The 16,358-nt window shown below is 38.4% G+C and carries 16 protein-coding genes; 14 read left to right on the plus strand and 2 right to left on the minus strand.

What is annotated here, in order from left to right; translation table 11 throughout:
* The 12 genes from FPZ42_RS12295 (at position 1) to FPZ42_RS12350 (ending at position 12,707) form a co-directional block, all read left to right on the plus strand.
* Entirely contained in the window at positions 1-1,077 is a 1,077-nt protein-coding gene (locus FPZ42_RS12295) for a hypothetical protein (RefSeq protein ID WP_146271806.1), read from the plus strand.
* Positions 1,068-2,285: a glycosyltransferase family 4 protein gene (locus FPZ42_RS12300; RefSeq protein WP_261382284.1), complete on the plus strand. Its 1,218-nt coding sequence runs from the start codon at positions 1,068-1,070 to the stop codon at positions 2,283-2,285. Before FPZ42_RS12295 ends, FPZ42_RS12300 begins: the two co-directional genes overlap by 10 nt.
* The gene (locus FPZ42_RS12305; protein ID WP_186458755.1) at positions 2,282-3,214 is read left to right on the plus strand and encodes a glycosyltransferase; all 933 of its coding nucleotides are present in this window, start codon (positions 2,282-2,284) and stop codon (positions 3,212-3,214) included. Before FPZ42_RS12300 ends, FPZ42_RS12305 begins: the two co-directional genes overlap by 4 nt.
* The gene (locus FPZ42_RS12310) at positions 3,207-4,211 is read left to right on the plus strand and encodes an acyltransferase family protein (RefSeq protein WP_146271812.1); all 1,005 of its coding nucleotides are present in this window, start codon (positions 3,207-3,209) and stop codon (positions 4,209-4,211) included. The genes FPZ42_RS12305 and FPZ42_RS12310 overlap by 8 nt, the downstream gene beginning before the upstream one ends.
* Entirely contained in the window at positions 4,186-5,112 is a 927-nt protein-coding gene (locus tag FPZ42_RS12315; protein WP_146271814.1) for a glycosyl transferase, read from the plus strand. Before FPZ42_RS12310 ends, FPZ42_RS12315 begins: the two co-directional genes overlap by 26 nt.
* Positions 5,094-6,071, plus strand: a complete 978-nt coding sequence (locus FPZ42_RS12320; protein ID WP_186458756.1) for a glycosyltransferase family 2 protein — start codon at positions 5,094-5,096, stop codon at positions 6,069-6,071. The genes FPZ42_RS12315 and FPZ42_RS12320 overlap by 19 nt, the downstream gene beginning before the upstream one ends.
* Positions 6,068-7,099 carry a glycosyltransferase family 4 protein gene (locus FPZ42_RS12325; RefSeq protein WP_146271818.1) on the plus strand — a complete coding sequence of 344 codons (1,032 nt, stop codon included), beginning with the start codon at positions 6,068-6,070 and terminating at the stop codon, positions 7,097-7,099. The genes FPZ42_RS12320 and FPZ42_RS12325 overlap by 4 nt, the downstream gene beginning before the upstream one ends.
* A 39-nt stretch (positions 7,100-7,138) precedes the next feature.
* Entirely contained in the window at positions 7,139-8,323 is a 1,185-nt protein-coding gene (locus FPZ42_RS12330; protein WP_146271820.1) for a glycosyltransferase family 4 protein, read from the plus strand.
* A complete protein-coding gene (locus FPZ42_RS12335; protein ID WP_146271822.1) occupies positions 8,310-9,518 on the plus strand; it encodes a glycosyltransferase family protein in 1,209 nt (402 codons plus the stop codon). Before FPZ42_RS12330 ends, FPZ42_RS12335 begins: the two co-directional genes overlap by 14 nt.
* Positions 9,515-10,813 carry a glycosyltransferase gene (locus FPZ42_RS12340; protein ID WP_261382285.1) on the plus strand — a complete coding sequence of 433 codons (1,299 nt, stop codon included), beginning with the start codon at positions 9,515-9,517 and terminating at the stop codon, positions 10,811-10,813. The genes FPZ42_RS12335 and FPZ42_RS12340 overlap by 4 nt, the downstream gene beginning before the upstream one ends.
* The gene (locus FPZ42_RS12345) at positions 10,810-11,979 is read left to right on the plus strand and encodes a glycosyltransferase family 4 protein (RefSeq protein ID WP_186458757.1); all 1,170 of its coding nucleotides are present in this window, start codon (positions 10,810-10,812) and stop codon (positions 11,977-11,979) included. Before FPZ42_RS12340 ends, FPZ42_RS12345 begins: the two co-directional genes overlap by 4 nt.
* 212 nt (positions 11,980-12,191) lie before the next feature.
* Positions 12,192-12,707 carry a hypothetical protein gene (locus FPZ42_RS12350; protein WP_146271824.1) on the plus strand — a complete coding sequence of 172 codons (516 nt, stop codon included), beginning with the start codon at positions 12,192-12,194 and terminating at the stop codon, positions 12,705-12,707.
* A gap of 652 nt (positions 12,708-13,359) precedes the next feature.
* Here FPZ42_RS12350 and FPZ42_RS12355 read toward each other — a convergent pair.
* Positions 13,360-13,539 (minus strand): hypothetical protein, encoded by a 180-nt coding sequence (locus FPZ42_RS12355; protein WP_146271826.1) that lies wholly within the window; start codon positions 13,537-13,539, stop codon positions 13,360-13,362.
* Between the two features lie 118 nt (positions 13,540-13,657).
* Between FPZ42_RS12355 and FPZ42_RS12360 the strand changes: the two genes are divergently transcribed.
* Positions 13,658-13,891: a hypothetical protein gene (locus tag FPZ42_RS12360; RefSeq protein WP_146271828.1), complete on the plus strand. Its 234-nt coding sequence runs from the start codon at positions 13,658-13,660 to the stop codon at positions 13,889-13,891.
* A 2-nt stretch (positions 13,892-13,893) separates the two neighbouring features.
* Positions 13,894-14,430 carry a lipocalin family protein gene (locus FPZ42_RS12365; protein WP_146271830.1) on the plus strand — a complete coding sequence of 179 codons (537 nt, stop codon included), beginning with the start codon at positions 13,894-13,896 and terminating at the stop codon, positions 14,428-14,430.
* A gap of 23 nt (positions 14,431-14,453) precedes the next feature.
* Here the strand turns inward: FPZ42_RS12365 and FPZ42_RS12370 are convergent, their stop codons facing one another.
* Positions 14,454-16,298 carry a mechanosensitive ion channel family protein gene (locus FPZ42_RS12370; RefSeq protein ID WP_146271832.1) on the minus strand — a complete coding sequence of 615 codons (1,845 nt, stop codon included), beginning with the start codon at positions 16,296-16,298 and terminating at the stop codon, positions 14,454-14,456.
* Positions 16,299-16,358 lie beyond the last annotated feature (60 nt).

Below are 16,358 nucleotides of genomic sequence, written 5' to 3' on the forward strand. Positions count from 1 at the left end.
ATGGATTTACATATTAAAAAAAAAATAAGATATGTAGAAAGGGATATTAAACAGGCGTTAGTGGCCGGTTACAGTGAGTTTGTAACCAATGGCTCACACAGGCATATTTCTTTTCTAACGCTTAGTTATGGCAATACCTTTAAAAAAATACTGGTTGATAGCGAAGATTCCTTTATTCATTTATCTTATTTGATAAGAGAAGCAGATATTTATTTCACCGCGAGCTACAATACTGAAATACACGTACATAAAAAGTTTCCGGTAGTTTACTCCTGGCAAACTGATAACGATCTAAAGTGGTATCGGCAAAAGATCAAAACAATAATTGATGATCTGGGAGATCAATTTCACAAAATAAAACCTTTTATACCCATTGCTGCCAACTTAAGCACTAATGAAACGATACCGGCTTTAACCACTAAGATCAACAATTTAAGATATCGCATTCAAAAATTTTATGCCGGTACTAACTATTGGCTGCCTGCTTACAAGCTGTTTGAGAACCGCTACAGTCAGCTGTTGGCTTTAAGAGAAAGTACATTAAAATATGATGTTGTATTAAAAGATACGCTGTGGGGCTGGCCGTTACACCGTATAAAATTGCATAAAAAATTAGCCGATCTATCTGAAAAATATAGCATAAGCGCACATCTTAATTGGCATGAGCCTGTAATTGAGGATGGAAGCAGTACACTATTATTAAACGCAACTGATTTTCCATTTACAGTGGGTGGAGAGATAAAAGATTACGAGAGAATGCTGAGCGAAAGCAGGTTGGGGATTTTTGCAGCCGGATTCCATTGGGGTTGGCGCAATATCATGACATTTGGCTTAATGATAGGCATACCGATACTCATTGATAAGCCTCTTTTGGAGCCATATTTTGATCTTTCTGAGTTTAAAGCTTATTACAACCATGATACCGAGTGGGAAAGTATTGAAAGCATCTTAAAAGAAATAACACCCAATGAATGGGAAAAGATAAAAGAGTATAATCAGGCCGTTTATGACCGCTACTTGGCTCCCAAAGCTGTTGCGCAATATTTTTTAAACAATACAATTTCACATTGCGGTTAGGATACATTTCATTTGAACATCCTTTAGGCCAACGCGGAGGCGGTATTGGCACATATGTGGATCAAGTAGCAACTATAATGGCTCAAAGAGGGCATGATATTCATGTTTTTACTGGATTCTCAGGTACAGCTTACTCTACTAAAAGCTTAAAGAACTATGTTTTGCACTTGGTGCCCGCAAAAAGTATCGACGTTTTCAGATTAGCTGTAATACCTTTTTTTGAACAAGCAAATGATGAAAAGCCCTTTGATGCAATAGAAAGTGCTGAATATGGTGCAGATGGCATATCGATTAAGAAAAAGCACTTCAAAATACCGCTTGTGGTTAAGCTTCATACGCCCAGTTTTCTTGTAAAGCAACTCAATTTTACAAGTCCTTCTTTCACTACAAAAGCAAGATTTATAACAGGTGCTATTGTGCGGGGTAGGATGCCAAAATTGTATTGGAAAGAGCAACTTAATCATGATATAGAAAAGGAGATTTACCTTCTTGCCGATAAAGTTAGCAGCCCATCTAAAAGCTTAGCCGAAATTGTAGCCAACAAATGGGGCCATCGTGAAATTACGATTATCCCAAACCCCTATGTACCTCCGGCCGAAATACATAGCTTGAATATTTCTCAAGAAAAAGATGTTTGCAGAGTGCTGTTTTTGGGCCGGCTGGAGAAACGTAAAGGGATTTATTACTTGCTTGCCGCTATTCCTCAGATTATTGAGGTTAACCCTAATATTATATTCCATTTTGTTGGAAGCGACCAACCATCTTACAAAGATAGTTTAACTGTCAGATCGTTAATGGAGAAAAGGCTCCATGGTTATAAAAAGCACCTTAAGTTTGATGGCTTTATAGAAAACCAACAATTACATAACGTATTTTCTGAATCTGATCTTTGCATATTTCCCAGCCTTTGGGAAAACTTTCCTAATGTTTGCCTTGAGGCAATGGCAGCAGGTAGAGCAGTTATAGGCACAAACAATGGCGGTATGGCCGAGATGATAGATCATTTGAAGGACGGATATCTGATTGAACCTAATTCCCCGGCGGCTATTACTAATGCAATCTTAGCTCTTGCTGGCAACCCTTTGCTAAGGCTAAAATTAGGAACAGCCGCAAGAAAAAAAGTGCTTACAAATTATAATGCTGAGGTAATTGGTAGTATGACGGAACAATTTTATTTGCAAGTTCAGCAAAGCCCATCATTAGCTTGAAAATATCAGTTATCATTTGTACTTACAATCCTCGGTTACAATATCTTGAACAGGTATTGCTGGCATTAAGAAATCAAACTTTGGTAAATACCGAATGGGAGTTACTTATCATTGATAATAAAAGCAGTAACCAATTTACACAGGAATTGGATTTAAGTTGGCATGCTAATGCAAAAGTGATGCGAGAAGAACAAGCGGGCTTAGCACACGCGCGCCTTAAAGGTTTTAAAAACTCCATAGCAGAGCTTATTGTGTTTGTTGATGACGATAATGTTTTAGCTGACAACTACCTTGAACTCAGCTGGGATTTTTATCTAAGCAACCCCCAAGTAGGTTGTTTTGGCGGCAAATCCGTCGCTGTATTTGAAACAACACCACCAGCCTGGTTTTGGAAAACAGGTATAAGTTTGGGCTGTAAAGATGATGGTGATGAAATCTATATTTCAGATTACCGTTCAGATAATTACAAGCTTCAAAATTACCCAGACAAAGCTCCGATTGGAACGGGGATGGTAATCACCAAAAAAGCGTTTAAAGCTTACTATCTTGAGGTGTTAAACAACGCGGATAGATTAGCATTAGGGCGCAAAGGCAAGGCGCTTACTTCAGGAGAAGATAACGACATCGTGCTAACGATAATTAAAAACTATTTTGAAATTGCATACATACCAAAACTGGTAGTTAAACATTTGATACCTACAAATAGAATTTCAACAGCTTACCTCAAACAGATGGCTTATGAAAGTAACAAATCATGGATTACACTTTTGCGACATCACGGAATATGCCCTTTTAAAACGATACCGCAATGGACAGTAAGACTCAGGAAGGTGAAAGCATGGTTTAAATACAAGGTTTGGCAATCGCCGGTTAATATTATTAAATGGCATGGAGCCTGTGGCACTTTTGAAAGTTTAGCTGATGGATAAACGAAATCACTTAATAGATCTTTTGAGATTTGTCGCCGCTACCTGGGTGGCTATTTTTCATTTCAACGAACCTATTCCTTACATTGCCAACTGGTATCGCTCTTTTTTAAAAATAGGCTATGTAGGTGTTGCCATCTTTTTTGTAATAAGTGGCTATTGCGTTTACCTTTCAGCACTAAGGTCAAAAACGCCTCGCGATTTTCTGGTACGCCGTATATGCCGAATATTTCCACCATATTGGTTCAGCATACTTTTGGTGGGGCTAAGTGTGATTGTAAGTTTAATAGTCAATAAGGCAAACTCTGTGGCGGTATTGCCAAAGAATATCTCTGGAATTTTAGCTACAATTACCCTTTCGACTACTCCATTGTTTGATGTCCCGATAATGAATTGGGTTTATTGGACACTTACGTATGAAGTTGTCTTTTATTTCTTGGTGTTCATTTCAATGTTTGCTAAACATCAATACCGCATTTACAGTTATTTATTTATATCTATTTCCGGCTTCTTTTTGCCCGTACATGAAATGTGGCCACTATTTTTTGTTAAATATTGGCCTGCTTTTGCTTTGGGGGTAGCGACTTACAGGCTTTTAAATGAAAAAACACAATTATGGCAAACTGCACTTTTATTAGCCATTTCCGTGTCGGGCCTTTTCTACATTCAAATACGACCTTATGAAGCCATAACATGTATTATAACAGCTGTGTTAATTGTTAGCAACAATTTCAAACCCCTAAAAGCAAATCCGATAAGTACCTTAGGAGATTATTCTTATTCAATCTACCTTACCCATGTTCCTTTAGGGATATTTATACTTGGAGTGGTAAAACAACAATCCATCGTACAAAATAATGTCTGGGTAAACATCGTATGGGATTTAACGCTGTACGCAGTTATTGTTTGCCTGGCTAAACTCATGTTTAAATTTATCGAGCTGCCAGCGATAAGTTTTGGTAAAAAAATCACCAATGTCACCCGGAAAGCTGCTGTATAATTTATATTATCGCCCGTTAGGCTTTCTACGGAAGTTGTTTGAAGTAGGGATATTTAATTATGTTGATATCCGCCGTAGCCAAAGTAAAATGATTGCCGGATCTTTAACTATCAACGAAATTGTCAATGGTTTGGACAAAGCGACTTATGAGGTTTATTTCCTTACAGGTAAAAGGTATTGGTATCAAACTGCTTTTTGCCTGTATTCGTTGCAAAAGGTTTGCACTACAATTAGAATAACCGCTAAGTTTATTGATGATGGCTCGATAAATGAGAAGTTAAAAAAACAAATTATTAAGCAATTTCCGTCATCAATTGTTATTACTGCCGCGGATACAGAAGCTTTATTGGATGCCGGTTTGCCTTGGCAGAGCTACCCGCGTATACGTGCCAAGAGAGAGACCTATCCGCATTTGAAGAAATTAACGGATGTACATATACACTCAGGCGACTGGAAGTTAGTGCTTGATTCTGATATGCTCTTCTTTAAATATCCAAAAGAGCTGCTTGATTGGATCAATAATCCATCAAAGCCCTTTTTTCTGAAAGACCCGATAACGTCCTATCATTACTCCTTCAATTTGATGGAAGAACTTACAGGCAAGCGCATAACCCCTAACTTAAATGTGGGTGTAATTGGCTTAAATAGTAAGAAGATCAATTGGGATGCGTTGGAAAATTGGATTGCAGAATTAGAAAAAAAAGAGGGAACATCCTATCTGCTCGAGCAGGCGTTAAGCGCTATGATTGTGGCTGGTGAGGATATAATTATTGCAGACCCATCTGTGTATATGGTTATGCCCTGCGAGCAGGAAGTTAGACAGCTAACGAGTGCTTTGCACCATTACGTTGCCCAATCTAAAGAATGGTACTACAAGCTTGCATGGAAATCGATAGCTTAAACGCTCCACTTGTATCGATAATAATACCGGTTTTTAATGGGGAAAAATATATCGGAGACACCATCCGCTCGGTATTGTCACAAAGCTATCAGCAAATAGAAGTTATCGTTATAAGTGACAATTCAAAAGATGATACGGATAAAATAGTTCAGGATATCGCAAAAGGCGGCCCGGTGAGATTGATAAGAAATGAAAAAAAAGAAGGTGCCGCTGCTTCACGAAATGTAGGATACAAAAATGCCAAAGGCCAATTTATTAAATTTTTAGATGGTGATGATCTTTTAAACGATGAAGCAATTGCAGCGCAATTGAAATTGGGGTTAAAAAATCCTGATAGCATTATATCCGGAAAATGGGGTCGTTTTTATGATAACAATCTGTCTACATTTAATTTATCAATAGAAAAATGTTGGCAAACCCTTGAGCCGACTAAGTGGATTTGCACATCATGGGAAAATGGACAATCAATGACTAACCCAGGTATTTTTCTTATCCCGCGGCAATTAGTCGAAAAAGCGGGCCTTTGGGATGAAAGCTTATCATTGATTGATGATTTTGAATATTTTACAAGAACAATACTCGAAGCTAAAAGCGTTGTTTTTTGCCCTGATTCTATTTTATATTACCGCTCTGGCAATGGTAATACACTTTCAAGCGCTAAATCAGAACAGGCTTATCGATCAGCCTACAAGTCATTAAATAAGGGCATAGATAGATTCCTTAAAACTAGAACGGATCTGAAGGCGAAGCAAGTTTGTGCAAACTTATGGAAGCTTTTCATCTATGAAATATACCCACATCAACAAGATTTGGCTGCCCAAGCAAATGTTCATCTTTCGTCATTGCCAGCGCCAACGGTAAAATTCCCAACAGGCGGTTTGTCTGAATTGCTATTACCATTCTTAGGATGGAAAATAGTTAAAACGCTACAACGGATAAGATCTACACTTTTAACGTGAAAATCGCCATAACTGCCGATCCATTCATACCAGTACCACCTGAACTTTACGGTGGTATTGAACGAATAATAGATATCCTGATCGCCGAACTGGTAAATCGCGGTCACGAAGTTACCTTATTCGCTCATGAAAATTCTAATATTAATTGTAAACTGATTCCGTATAAGACAGATAAGAGCGGTTTAAAAAACCATCTATCAAACGCCTGTACCATCAATAAATACCTATTAACAAATAAGGTTGATATAGTACACAGTTTCGGCAGGTTGGCGTATTTACTGCCTTTACTACCACTGCGCATCCCCAAATTAATGAGCTACCAACGCGAACCTACTTTAAGCCAAATAAAAAAAGTTTCAACATTATCGAGATCAGGGAGCTTGAGCTTTACAGGATGCAGCAACTACATCGCAGATAAAATAGCGCCCTTAGCGCCGGCATATACCATATACAATTGTGTAGATGTTGAAAAATACGTGCCGAAATATGATACTAATGCAGATGCCCCTTTTGTTTTCTTAGGCCGTATAGAACCTATTAAGGGCCCGCACATTGCTGTTGAAATAGCACAGGCAACAGGCAAAAAACTTATACTTGCCGGAAATGTACCCACTGAGCATCGTACCTATTTTGAGACCATGATAAAACCCTTTTTGGGTGATCAAATTCAATACGTTGGCGCAGTAAATGACCTGCAAAAAAATGAACTTTTAGGGAAAGCTATGGCGTTGTTAATGCCCATACTTTGGAATGAACCTTTCGGTATCGTTATGATTGAGGCAATGGCATGCGGTACACCTGTTGTAGCATTGAACAGAGGAGCTGTGCCTGAAGTGGTAATTTCCGGGTTAACCGGTTTTATCGGAGATACAATGAATGAACTCATTAAAAAAATATCGCTTTTAAATTCAATAGACAGAAAAGCTGTAAGAGCAACAGTGGAAAATAGATTTTCTTCAGAAATTATTGCATCAAATTATCTTGATCTTTACGAGCAATTAATTGATGCATCAATCCCTCAATTATAGTGATAGAGCTATCAGTCAATGGATAGTTAATAATAACCTATGAGTAGTAAAGCGCGTGTTGTAATAACCTGTGGCACAAAATTCCATTCAGATTATGTTGCCGAACAGCTTTACAAATACGGTTTATTAGAAAAAGCTATAACCTCTCACCCAAGGTCGAGGTATGTTAATCGGACTAACATCCCGGCAGAGAAATTAAAGTTTCTTACTCCGATATTTGTATTGCCTTATTTTTTAAAGAAGGCAGGTACCGTAGGCAGGTGGCTGGCCCGAAGCATCGAGTACAGATTACCAGCTTTGTTTGACTACTACGCATCAAAAAATTTAAGGAAAGCTAACATTTCAATAACTTGGTCGTGGTCTGGCTTGCACACAATTAGGGCTATTCAAAAGGCTCAAGGTATAGCGATAGTTGAAGAATCCGGCTCTTGTAATCTCGAACAAAGCAAGCTTCTGCAAGAAGAGTACAGTATGCTTGGGTTAGAATTCCCTGATCCCACTCCGAGTTTTATTATCAATAGAGAACTGCAAGAAGTGAAACTGGCAGATTACATACTTTGCCCATCTAACTATGTTGCCGAAACATTCATTAAAAATAATCTACCAAGGGAAAAATGTGTGATTATACCGTATGGTGTTAATTTAACTTTGTTTAACCATTACCAAGAGGAGAAACCGGAGTTTTCAATTCTATTTGTGGGTACTATAGGGGTCAGAAAAGGACTTATCTATTTATTTAAAGCATTAGAGCTTATACACAAAACCCAACCTCTGAAATGTTTGCTTATAGGGACAGTTGAAGAAAGCTTTAGGCCTATTTTTGACATCTACAAGCACCTTTTCACTTACGTCGGTCGGGTTGAGCAAAAAGAACTATCTAAATATTATAACAGTGCTTCTGCTTTTGTTTTCCCCAGCCTTGACGAAGGTATGGCACTTGTGCAATTAGAGGCGATGGCTTGCGGGTTACCTCTTATTTGCACAACAAATTCTGGCGGCGATTCTATAGTACAGGAAGGGAGTGATGGATTTGTAGTGCCTATACGCGATCACATTTTGCTGGCTGAAAAGATCTCTTTTCTGTATAAGAATCCTGAGGTGCTTAAAGATATGTCGGCAAAGGCGGTTCTGAAGGCTAAAAAGTTTACCTGGGATGCCTATGGAGATAAGTTGTGTTCCTTTATAAATCAACTGTCCGCTGATATTGGTAATGGATGTGTTTGATTCATCGCCGAAAAAAATTTGTCTGATTACGCCGGGCCATATATCTACTAATCCCCGATTAGTAAAAGAAGCCATTGCTTTATCAAGTCTTGGGATGCAAGTTCATATAATTTTTACTCAATATGTTGCTTCACAAATTCCGTTTGATGAAAATATCCTAAACAGTCACCCCAACTGGACTTACGATAAACTTGACTGGACGGGAATCACTATTTCATCAAGAATAAACAGGCTACTGGGTACGCTATTGTCCTTGCTGTCACTAAGCCTGGCACTGAAAGTTAACCGCAATTTATTTTGGCAAGTTAAAAAGGCTGTAACTTCAAAAGCAGATCTCTACATAGCCCATAACCTTGGGGCCTTACCTGTTGCTGCCTATGCAGCAAAAAAAAATAGAGCGAAATGCGGTTTTGATGCCGAAGATTTTCATCGTGGCGAAACTACCGACGAGCTAAATAATGAAAAGAGGAAGTTGACCATAGCAATTGAAAATATGTTTATACCAAAGGTGGCCTATCTCACCGCTTCAAGTCCATTGATTTCAGAACGATACACTTCTTTATATAGTATGGCAGTCACCACGGTATTAAATGTATTTCCTAAAATAAGATACGCAAGTAAAAACGAGAAGTTTGACGATGTTCTGCAATTATTTTGGTTTTCACAAACCATTGGCCCGGGGCGCGGGCTTGAAGCAATAATTAAAGCCATTAATATTAGCAAAACAGCGGTTAATCTGCATTTGCTTGGACAAATTTCGCACAGCTACGCCGAAGTTCTAATTAGTAATGCCGACTTGGAATATTGTAATATTAAATTTCATAAAACCGTTTCTTCCGATGATGTGTTTAGCCTTGCCAGTAAATTTGATATTGGATTTGCAGCAGAACCTAAAGTACCTGCAAACAGGGATATCTGCCTTACTAATAAGCTTTTCACTTACCTACAAAGCGGTTTGGCTGTTTTTGCCAGTAATACTTCGGCCCAAAAAAAATTCTTTGAAGCACACAGTGGTATTGGAGAGCTGTACTCTGATGAACACCAGCTGGCAGAATTTATATCGAAATACCACAATAACCGGGAAAAATTAGCAAATGCCAAGAAGCGCTCCCTGGCGTTTAGTATTGATGAACTGAACTGGGAAATCGAGAAACGAAAATTTATTGATGTTATACAAAAAGCTCTGAACGCTTGAGACGCCTGCTGATCATAAGTCCTTATTTTCCACCCAGCAACGCTGCTGATATGCATAGGGTGAGAATGAGCCTGCCTTATTTTAAGGAGTATGGTTGGGAAGCTACAGTGGTTGCAGTAGCGCCACAATATTCAGAACAATCTAAAGATGATCTTCTGGAAAAATCTCTTCCAATTGATGTCCCAGTTCACTATGTTAAGGCTTTTGACAAAAAAATAACTGCAAAACTTGGATTAGGCAGCATTGCGATTCGTTCGCTTTATTATTATTATAAAAAGGTTAATGAGCTGTTAAGCAGAGAAAATTTTGATTTGATCTATTTTTCTACCACGCAGTTTCCGGTGTGTGTGTTGGGCGCGGTATGGAAAAAGAAGTTTGCAGTACCATACGTTATTGACTTTCAAGATCCGTGGTTTTCCACTTATTATGATGACAAACCTAAAAGTGAACGGCCACGCAAGCACTGGTTTTCACACAGGCTTAATAAGTATATTGAACCCATAGCAGTAAAAAATGCGGACGGATTGATAAGCGTATCTGCAAAGTATATTGCAGATTTAAAAGCACGATATCCGGAGGTAATAAACATCCCCACTGCTACAGTGATCTTTGGGGCAAGTGAAATCGACAGGCAAATAGCTTTTGAGAATCAGCATCGTTTTCCCCAACTTTTTGATAAACGTTTCAGAAATTTAGTTTACGTAGGCCGCGGAGGACATGATATGCACAAAGCAATTAATTTAGTTTTTGAAGCTGTAAAACAACTTTTTGTCACTTATCCTTATTATGCTAAGATACTTAAGTTGCACTTTATAGGAACAAGTTATGCACCGAAAGGTGCCGGTACTCTCACAATTGCTCCATTAGCTAAACAATATGGTTTGAGTGAAACGGTAGTGGAGATTACTGATCGTGTAGGTTATTACGAGGCTTTAGCGGCTTTAGATAATGCTGATGCGCTTTTTGTACCCGGCTCGGATGACCCAGCTTATGTAGCGTCCAAACTCTTACCTTTTTTATTCGCCAGGAAGCCTTTATTAGCAATTTTTAATTCTAATAGCCCGGCGATCGAATTACTTACTAAATTTCGAATAAAGGACACTTACATGTTTGATAAGGATAAAAACATTGAAGAGAACGTCAAGAATTTCTTAGTTAGCATGATCGAAAATGCAAATACGGTTCCCGATTATCCGGAAGATGTCACTGAAGCCTACAGCGCAAAGGCTCTCACAAAAAAACAAACTATACTGTTTGATCAAGTGATTAACCACAAAGCTAACGCAACAAGTTGATAAGATTAGCTGTAATTACTACACACCCCATACAGTATTATGCGCCGGTTTTCAAGCTCTTAAATCAGAGGCAGCAAGTAGAGATCAAGGTGTTTTATACACTCGGTAAAATAGCCAACGAAATTGACCCAGGCTTTGGCCAAAAAGTTAATTGGGACACTCCCATACTGGAAGGATATAGTTACGAATTTGTAACGAATACCTCTAAGAAACCCGGTTCTGATCATTTTAACGGAATAATAAATCCCGACTTGCTGACCAGCGTCGAAAACTTCAACCCGAGCGCCTTACTCATTTATGGTTGGTCTTACCACAGCCATCTTAAATGTCTTAGGCATTTTAAAGGAAAAGTGCCTGTTATATTTCGCGGGGATTCTACGCTACTTGATAAACAAGGCTTTTTAAAATCAATTTTGCGTCATGTCTTCCTAAAATGGGTGTATGGTCATGTTGATTATGCCTTATACAATGGCACTAACAATAAAGCTTATTTTAAAAAGTACGGTATGAAAGATAAGCAATTGATTTTTGCTCCTCACGCGATAGACAACGAAAGGTTTGCTGAACAAAGATCTGCAGAAGTTGAAGCCTTACGATCTGGTCTAAATATCCAAGAGTCTGACATACTTCTATTATTTGCCGGTAAACTTGAGCCCAAAAAGAGCCCGACGTTGCTCCTAAAGGCTTTTTCAACTCTCAATAATCCAAAAGTGCATTTGCTTTTTGTTGGTGACGGAGAGCTAAAGGAAACCATTGTTAAAGACTCATCTTCCATGAAAAATGTTCATTTCATAGGGTTTACTAACCAGGCCGATATGCCGGTTATTTATCAAAGCTGTGACCTGTTTTGTCTGCCTTCCCAGGGGCCGGGTGAAACTTGGGGACTGGCTGTAAACGAAGCGATGGCGTGTAGCAAAGCAATACTTGTGTCTGACAAAGTGGGGTGTGCTGTAGATTTGGTAGAACCCGGTTACAATGGTTTACTTTTCAAAAGCGGGGATATCAACGATCTGTCTGAAAAGCTAAAAAATCTCACGTCTTCCAAACATCTCCTTAAAACCTACGGTTCCAATTCCTCAGAACATATACAAAACTGGAACTTTTTAGAGATAGCAAAAGCAATTGAAACGGTTTGCTTTGCTGTAGGTGATAACTCACCTTCCTAACACACTTTAGTTTGTTCTTCTTTCCTGTCATCCCTTTACAGGCAGCCTTTCCCGTTTTCTCTTATTATATTTCTTAATTAGCTACTTGATATGCAACTGTTAACTGTATTCTCTAACTGTTGTTCCGCTTTCATGTAAAGAGATTTTGGCCATCCTTTGTAACTGAGGGTTAATATCCTCAAATGCATTGTTAGATAGTTAATTTAGAGAAGATGACACGCCTAAGGGTTATCAAAATAATCATTATCCTGTTATTTGCTTTGGTTTTACAACCATTCAAATCTAAGGCTCAATCAGGGCAGGGGTGTTATATAGCAAGTCTTAGTACTATATATATCAACAATATACCCTTAACTAATGTATTTTTACTTTCTGGCGCCGGCGCTACCAATTGTCCGGTTGGTTCAACGGCAGCAACTCCCGTTTATATTATCTCCGGAAATAGTAATACAGATTGCTTAGTTGTTGCTTCTGCGGGTGGGACTGTTTTGGGGAACGGCAAGTATCGAAATTACGTCACAGCCTTTTGCCCATTGGATGATTATATACCTTTATTATTTTCCATTATATGTTATACCGTAACCATAGCGGTAAAGAGAGATTCAAAAACTTATCAAACATTCACCGCTCGCAAGCAATTTTTTCTTATTAAAACTAAACTAACGATGCCGATACAACCTATAAGTACAAAAGAAAATTCATCCAACGGGACACTACATTTTGTGTAAGAGTTTGAAGCAAACGTTACTATGCCCTCATAACCTCCGTAATTCACCATAGAACCATCAGAATTAGTTTGATTATTCGTTGGTGGTACTCTATCAGCCACCCAGCAACCCACGTATGTCGGTGTATAATTGGACTGCTTGATTTGATCGCAAGGCGCGGCTCCCGGATTATAATAAACTTGTAATTTGTAACCAGCTTTATAGTAAACACGAAAAACAGCTCCATAAAAAGTGGTTTGTCCTATATATTGGGTGTAAATTGTGCTCCCTAAGTTGCAGCCGGATGTTTGAGCTTGTATTTTAGTAAAAAATAGCAATGCAAAAATTAGACAAAAAATAGGTCTCATCAGTATAACCAGTAGTTTAAATGCACAAACCTAAAAACAAAACAAATGCCCAAGGACAAATGGCATTGAGAAAGCAAGTCCTAAAAGTTGTAAATCGATGATTTACAGATGAAAATCAATATTTTTTTACTTGTAGAAGCAATGAAACTTGATAAGCAAGGGTAAAAAGCCATCAACGCAAGTTTTTCATGCAGAATAATTCCCCGGATTGGGGTGGTAATTGATGAAAAGTTACCACAGTTTCTGTGATTACTTTTCGTAAGTTGAGTAGGCTGGTTAACTCACTAAATAGAAATACTAATACCCTATTCACTTCTTTTGATCACAGCATTATCACCTTCTGCAGGTACTTCGCCTTTTTGACTGTCGTCGTCTGCCAGATTGTTGGCAATAGCGGTGCGGACATCATCCAAACCCTCAACGCCGTTAGTGGCGTTAAGTAATTGCTTTACCTGCTGCGTTGTCGCTTCAAATTGTATGGTCATACTTAATCTAAAAGCAAACTCTGAGCCAGTATATGTTAAAAAAAATCTTTGGTAAAACAATCTTGCTCAATGTTGTTGCTTATTAATAAGCTCAAATAATTTAATACCAGCAGATGCCATGGCAACAGAAATAAGCACCACTATTAAAGCAGATAACGGAGAAATGCAAACCTGCGTACTTAAAGAAAAGATCAATAACCAAAACGGAAGATTGGTTTATCGTTTTAAGAACCAGCACACAGGCGTTGAATATTTGTTAGTTAAAGAAGGTGGCAATTGGCGGTCGTTAAATACGAACACAATACCTGAGCCTGTTTTTAACGAACTGTGCAGTTTTGCCAATACGCTTTAAGGATGAAAAATCAGCTATTACTGTTGGCAGGCATTGCAGGCGCTGCTGTTATTGTTGTTAAGCTCTCTTCATGTGTTACCATCCCTCGGGGCGCTCATGCGGTTAAGCCGTTTGATCAGGAGAAGTACTTAGGTAGATGGTATGAGATCGCTCGTATGGATTTTAAATTCGAGAAAAATCTCGATCACGTAACAGCCACTTACTCGAAAAATGATGACGGCAGTATTAAAGTAGATAACCGCGGGTATAATTTTAAGGATAAAAAGTGGAAGGAAAGTATAGGAAAGGCTAAACCAGTTGGCCCGGTGAATGAAGGAAGATTGAAGGTATCATTCTTTGGACCTTTCTATGCCGGTTACAATGTTATTGAGATCGATGAAAACTATCGCTATGTTTTAATTGCCGGCAATAATCTTAAGTATCTGTGGCTGTTATCAAGAGACAAAAGTATGCCTAAGGATGTAATTATAAGGTATCTTAATAAAGCCAAAGAGCTGGGATACGACACTGAAAAACTGGTTTGGACTAAGCAAAATTAAATTTACGTGCTTTGCGTTACTGATTAATCCTTTGATTTCATTTTGCCATCCGGAATATTAATTTTTTGTCCATCGCGCAGAGCATAAAAATGAGGAGACATGATCTCGATGCCTGCTTCATGAAAAGTGTCCTGTATACATTCGTACAGTCTGGAATATATGCCTGCTTGTTTATTCGGATGTTTGGTATAAGCGTTTAATTGATAGCTTACAAAATAATCGTCAAGGCTTACCTGAAAAACAAAAGGTTCCGGTTCATTTTCAAGTAGATCTACCATCGAGGCTGCTTTTTTCAATAATTTATAAACTTCCCGCCAATCAACATCGTATCCAATCGTCACTATCGTGTGTAAGATCAAGCCTTTGTCTTTCGCTTCACTGCTGTAATTAACGGTATGGCTGTTCATTACAGTGGAATTAGGCACAGATATTATCTCGTTTTTTATGGTACGTAAGCGCGTTACCAATAACGATTTTTCTATGATATCTCCGCTAACCTCACCAATTTTTACGCGGTCACCAATTTTAAAAGCTCTCATATAAGTAAGCACTAATCCTGCTACGACATTACCTAATGCACCGGCCGAACCAAAAGTAAACAGCACACCTACAAAAACTGATACACCCTTAAAAATGGGCGAGTCTGAGCCGGGCATGTAAGGAAATATCACAATCAACATAAAGGCGAGTATCAATATCCTGATGATCTGATAGGTAGGGTTTGCCCAATCTGAATAGAACCCCGGGATCTTTAATGCACCGCGTTCTACTTCAACCTTCAAAAAATGGAAAAAACGTATAACGTACCGAAATACTACAACGAGAATAATTATGGTGATCAGGTTAGGGAGGTATGCCCAAACTGCATGCGTGATTTTCTTTAACGGATCTGTTGCGTAGCTGATAAGTGTTTCAGAAAAATTATGTGTCCACGGAAAAATCCTGAAAATCACAGGCAGTGCAACGTAAATGGTGATCAGTATCAGTATCCATTTTAAAGCAGTAAGTATATTGATCAAAACAGCAACTTCCCGTTTACTGTCAAAAAGCTCATATCTCTTAATATGTATCCCTTTGATAACCGATCCTTCGAGGCTTTTTACTTTATTTTCTAACCGATCGAACAATTTGCTTAACAGAACAACAATAACCAGCCAGGAGGCTATCACCAACATTGAAAGTGCGATCTCCTTTGTCAACGTTTCCCAACTTGTTTCGTTACGATAATCAATTACCGCTTTATTTATGACGGCCTTGTATTTATTTGCAAGCTGTACCGGTGTAGTATTGAACCATAAGGCATCTTCTTCTGTAACAGATGTTACTATAATATCCTGATATACAAGGTCAAAGGTGGTTTGTGATTTATTAAGTTGAAGGGAGTCTGGTTTAAAACCAAAATCTTCATACAGCCTGATAATACGTTCAGAAATAGCTTTTGCGCGTTCCGCAGGAGTAAAGCTTCCTTGTTTACTATAAACTATAAAGAGTGTATCCAGGAATGGCTTAACAGGGAAACCTTTTACAAAGGTTTTTAGGGAGTCTATTTGTTTTTTTTGTTTAGCCTTTCTAAGCGAATCTGCCGTACGGATCTCGGTAAGCTGTTTAAGTAATTCAGATTTTTTGAGGTTATCTGTTGATTTAAGAGAATTTAGTTCTGATTGAAGCTGAATTTTTCGCAGCGAATCTTCTTCGTGGGCAGCCTTTAATTGCTGAAGTTCAGTTGATTGCTTTTCTAATGCAACATTCCTTAACGAATCTTTGCGGCTCCGGATGGTATCTGTTTTTTGATCCTGACTAAAACTTAAAGCAGAGTAGAAAACTAAAAACGAAAGTGACAGGAAATATCTGGTAAAAGCTGCAACCATATTATCAAAACGCTTAACCCCAAAATTGTTTGGATAAGCACGCTTAGCGCCGCTGCCAAG

The organism is Mucilaginibacter achroorhodeus (assembly GCF_007846095.1).
Taxonomy (GTDB): domain Bacteria; phylum Bacteroidota; class Bacteroidia; order Sphingobacteriales; family Sphingobacteriaceae; genus Mucilaginibacter; species Mucilaginibacter achroorhodeus.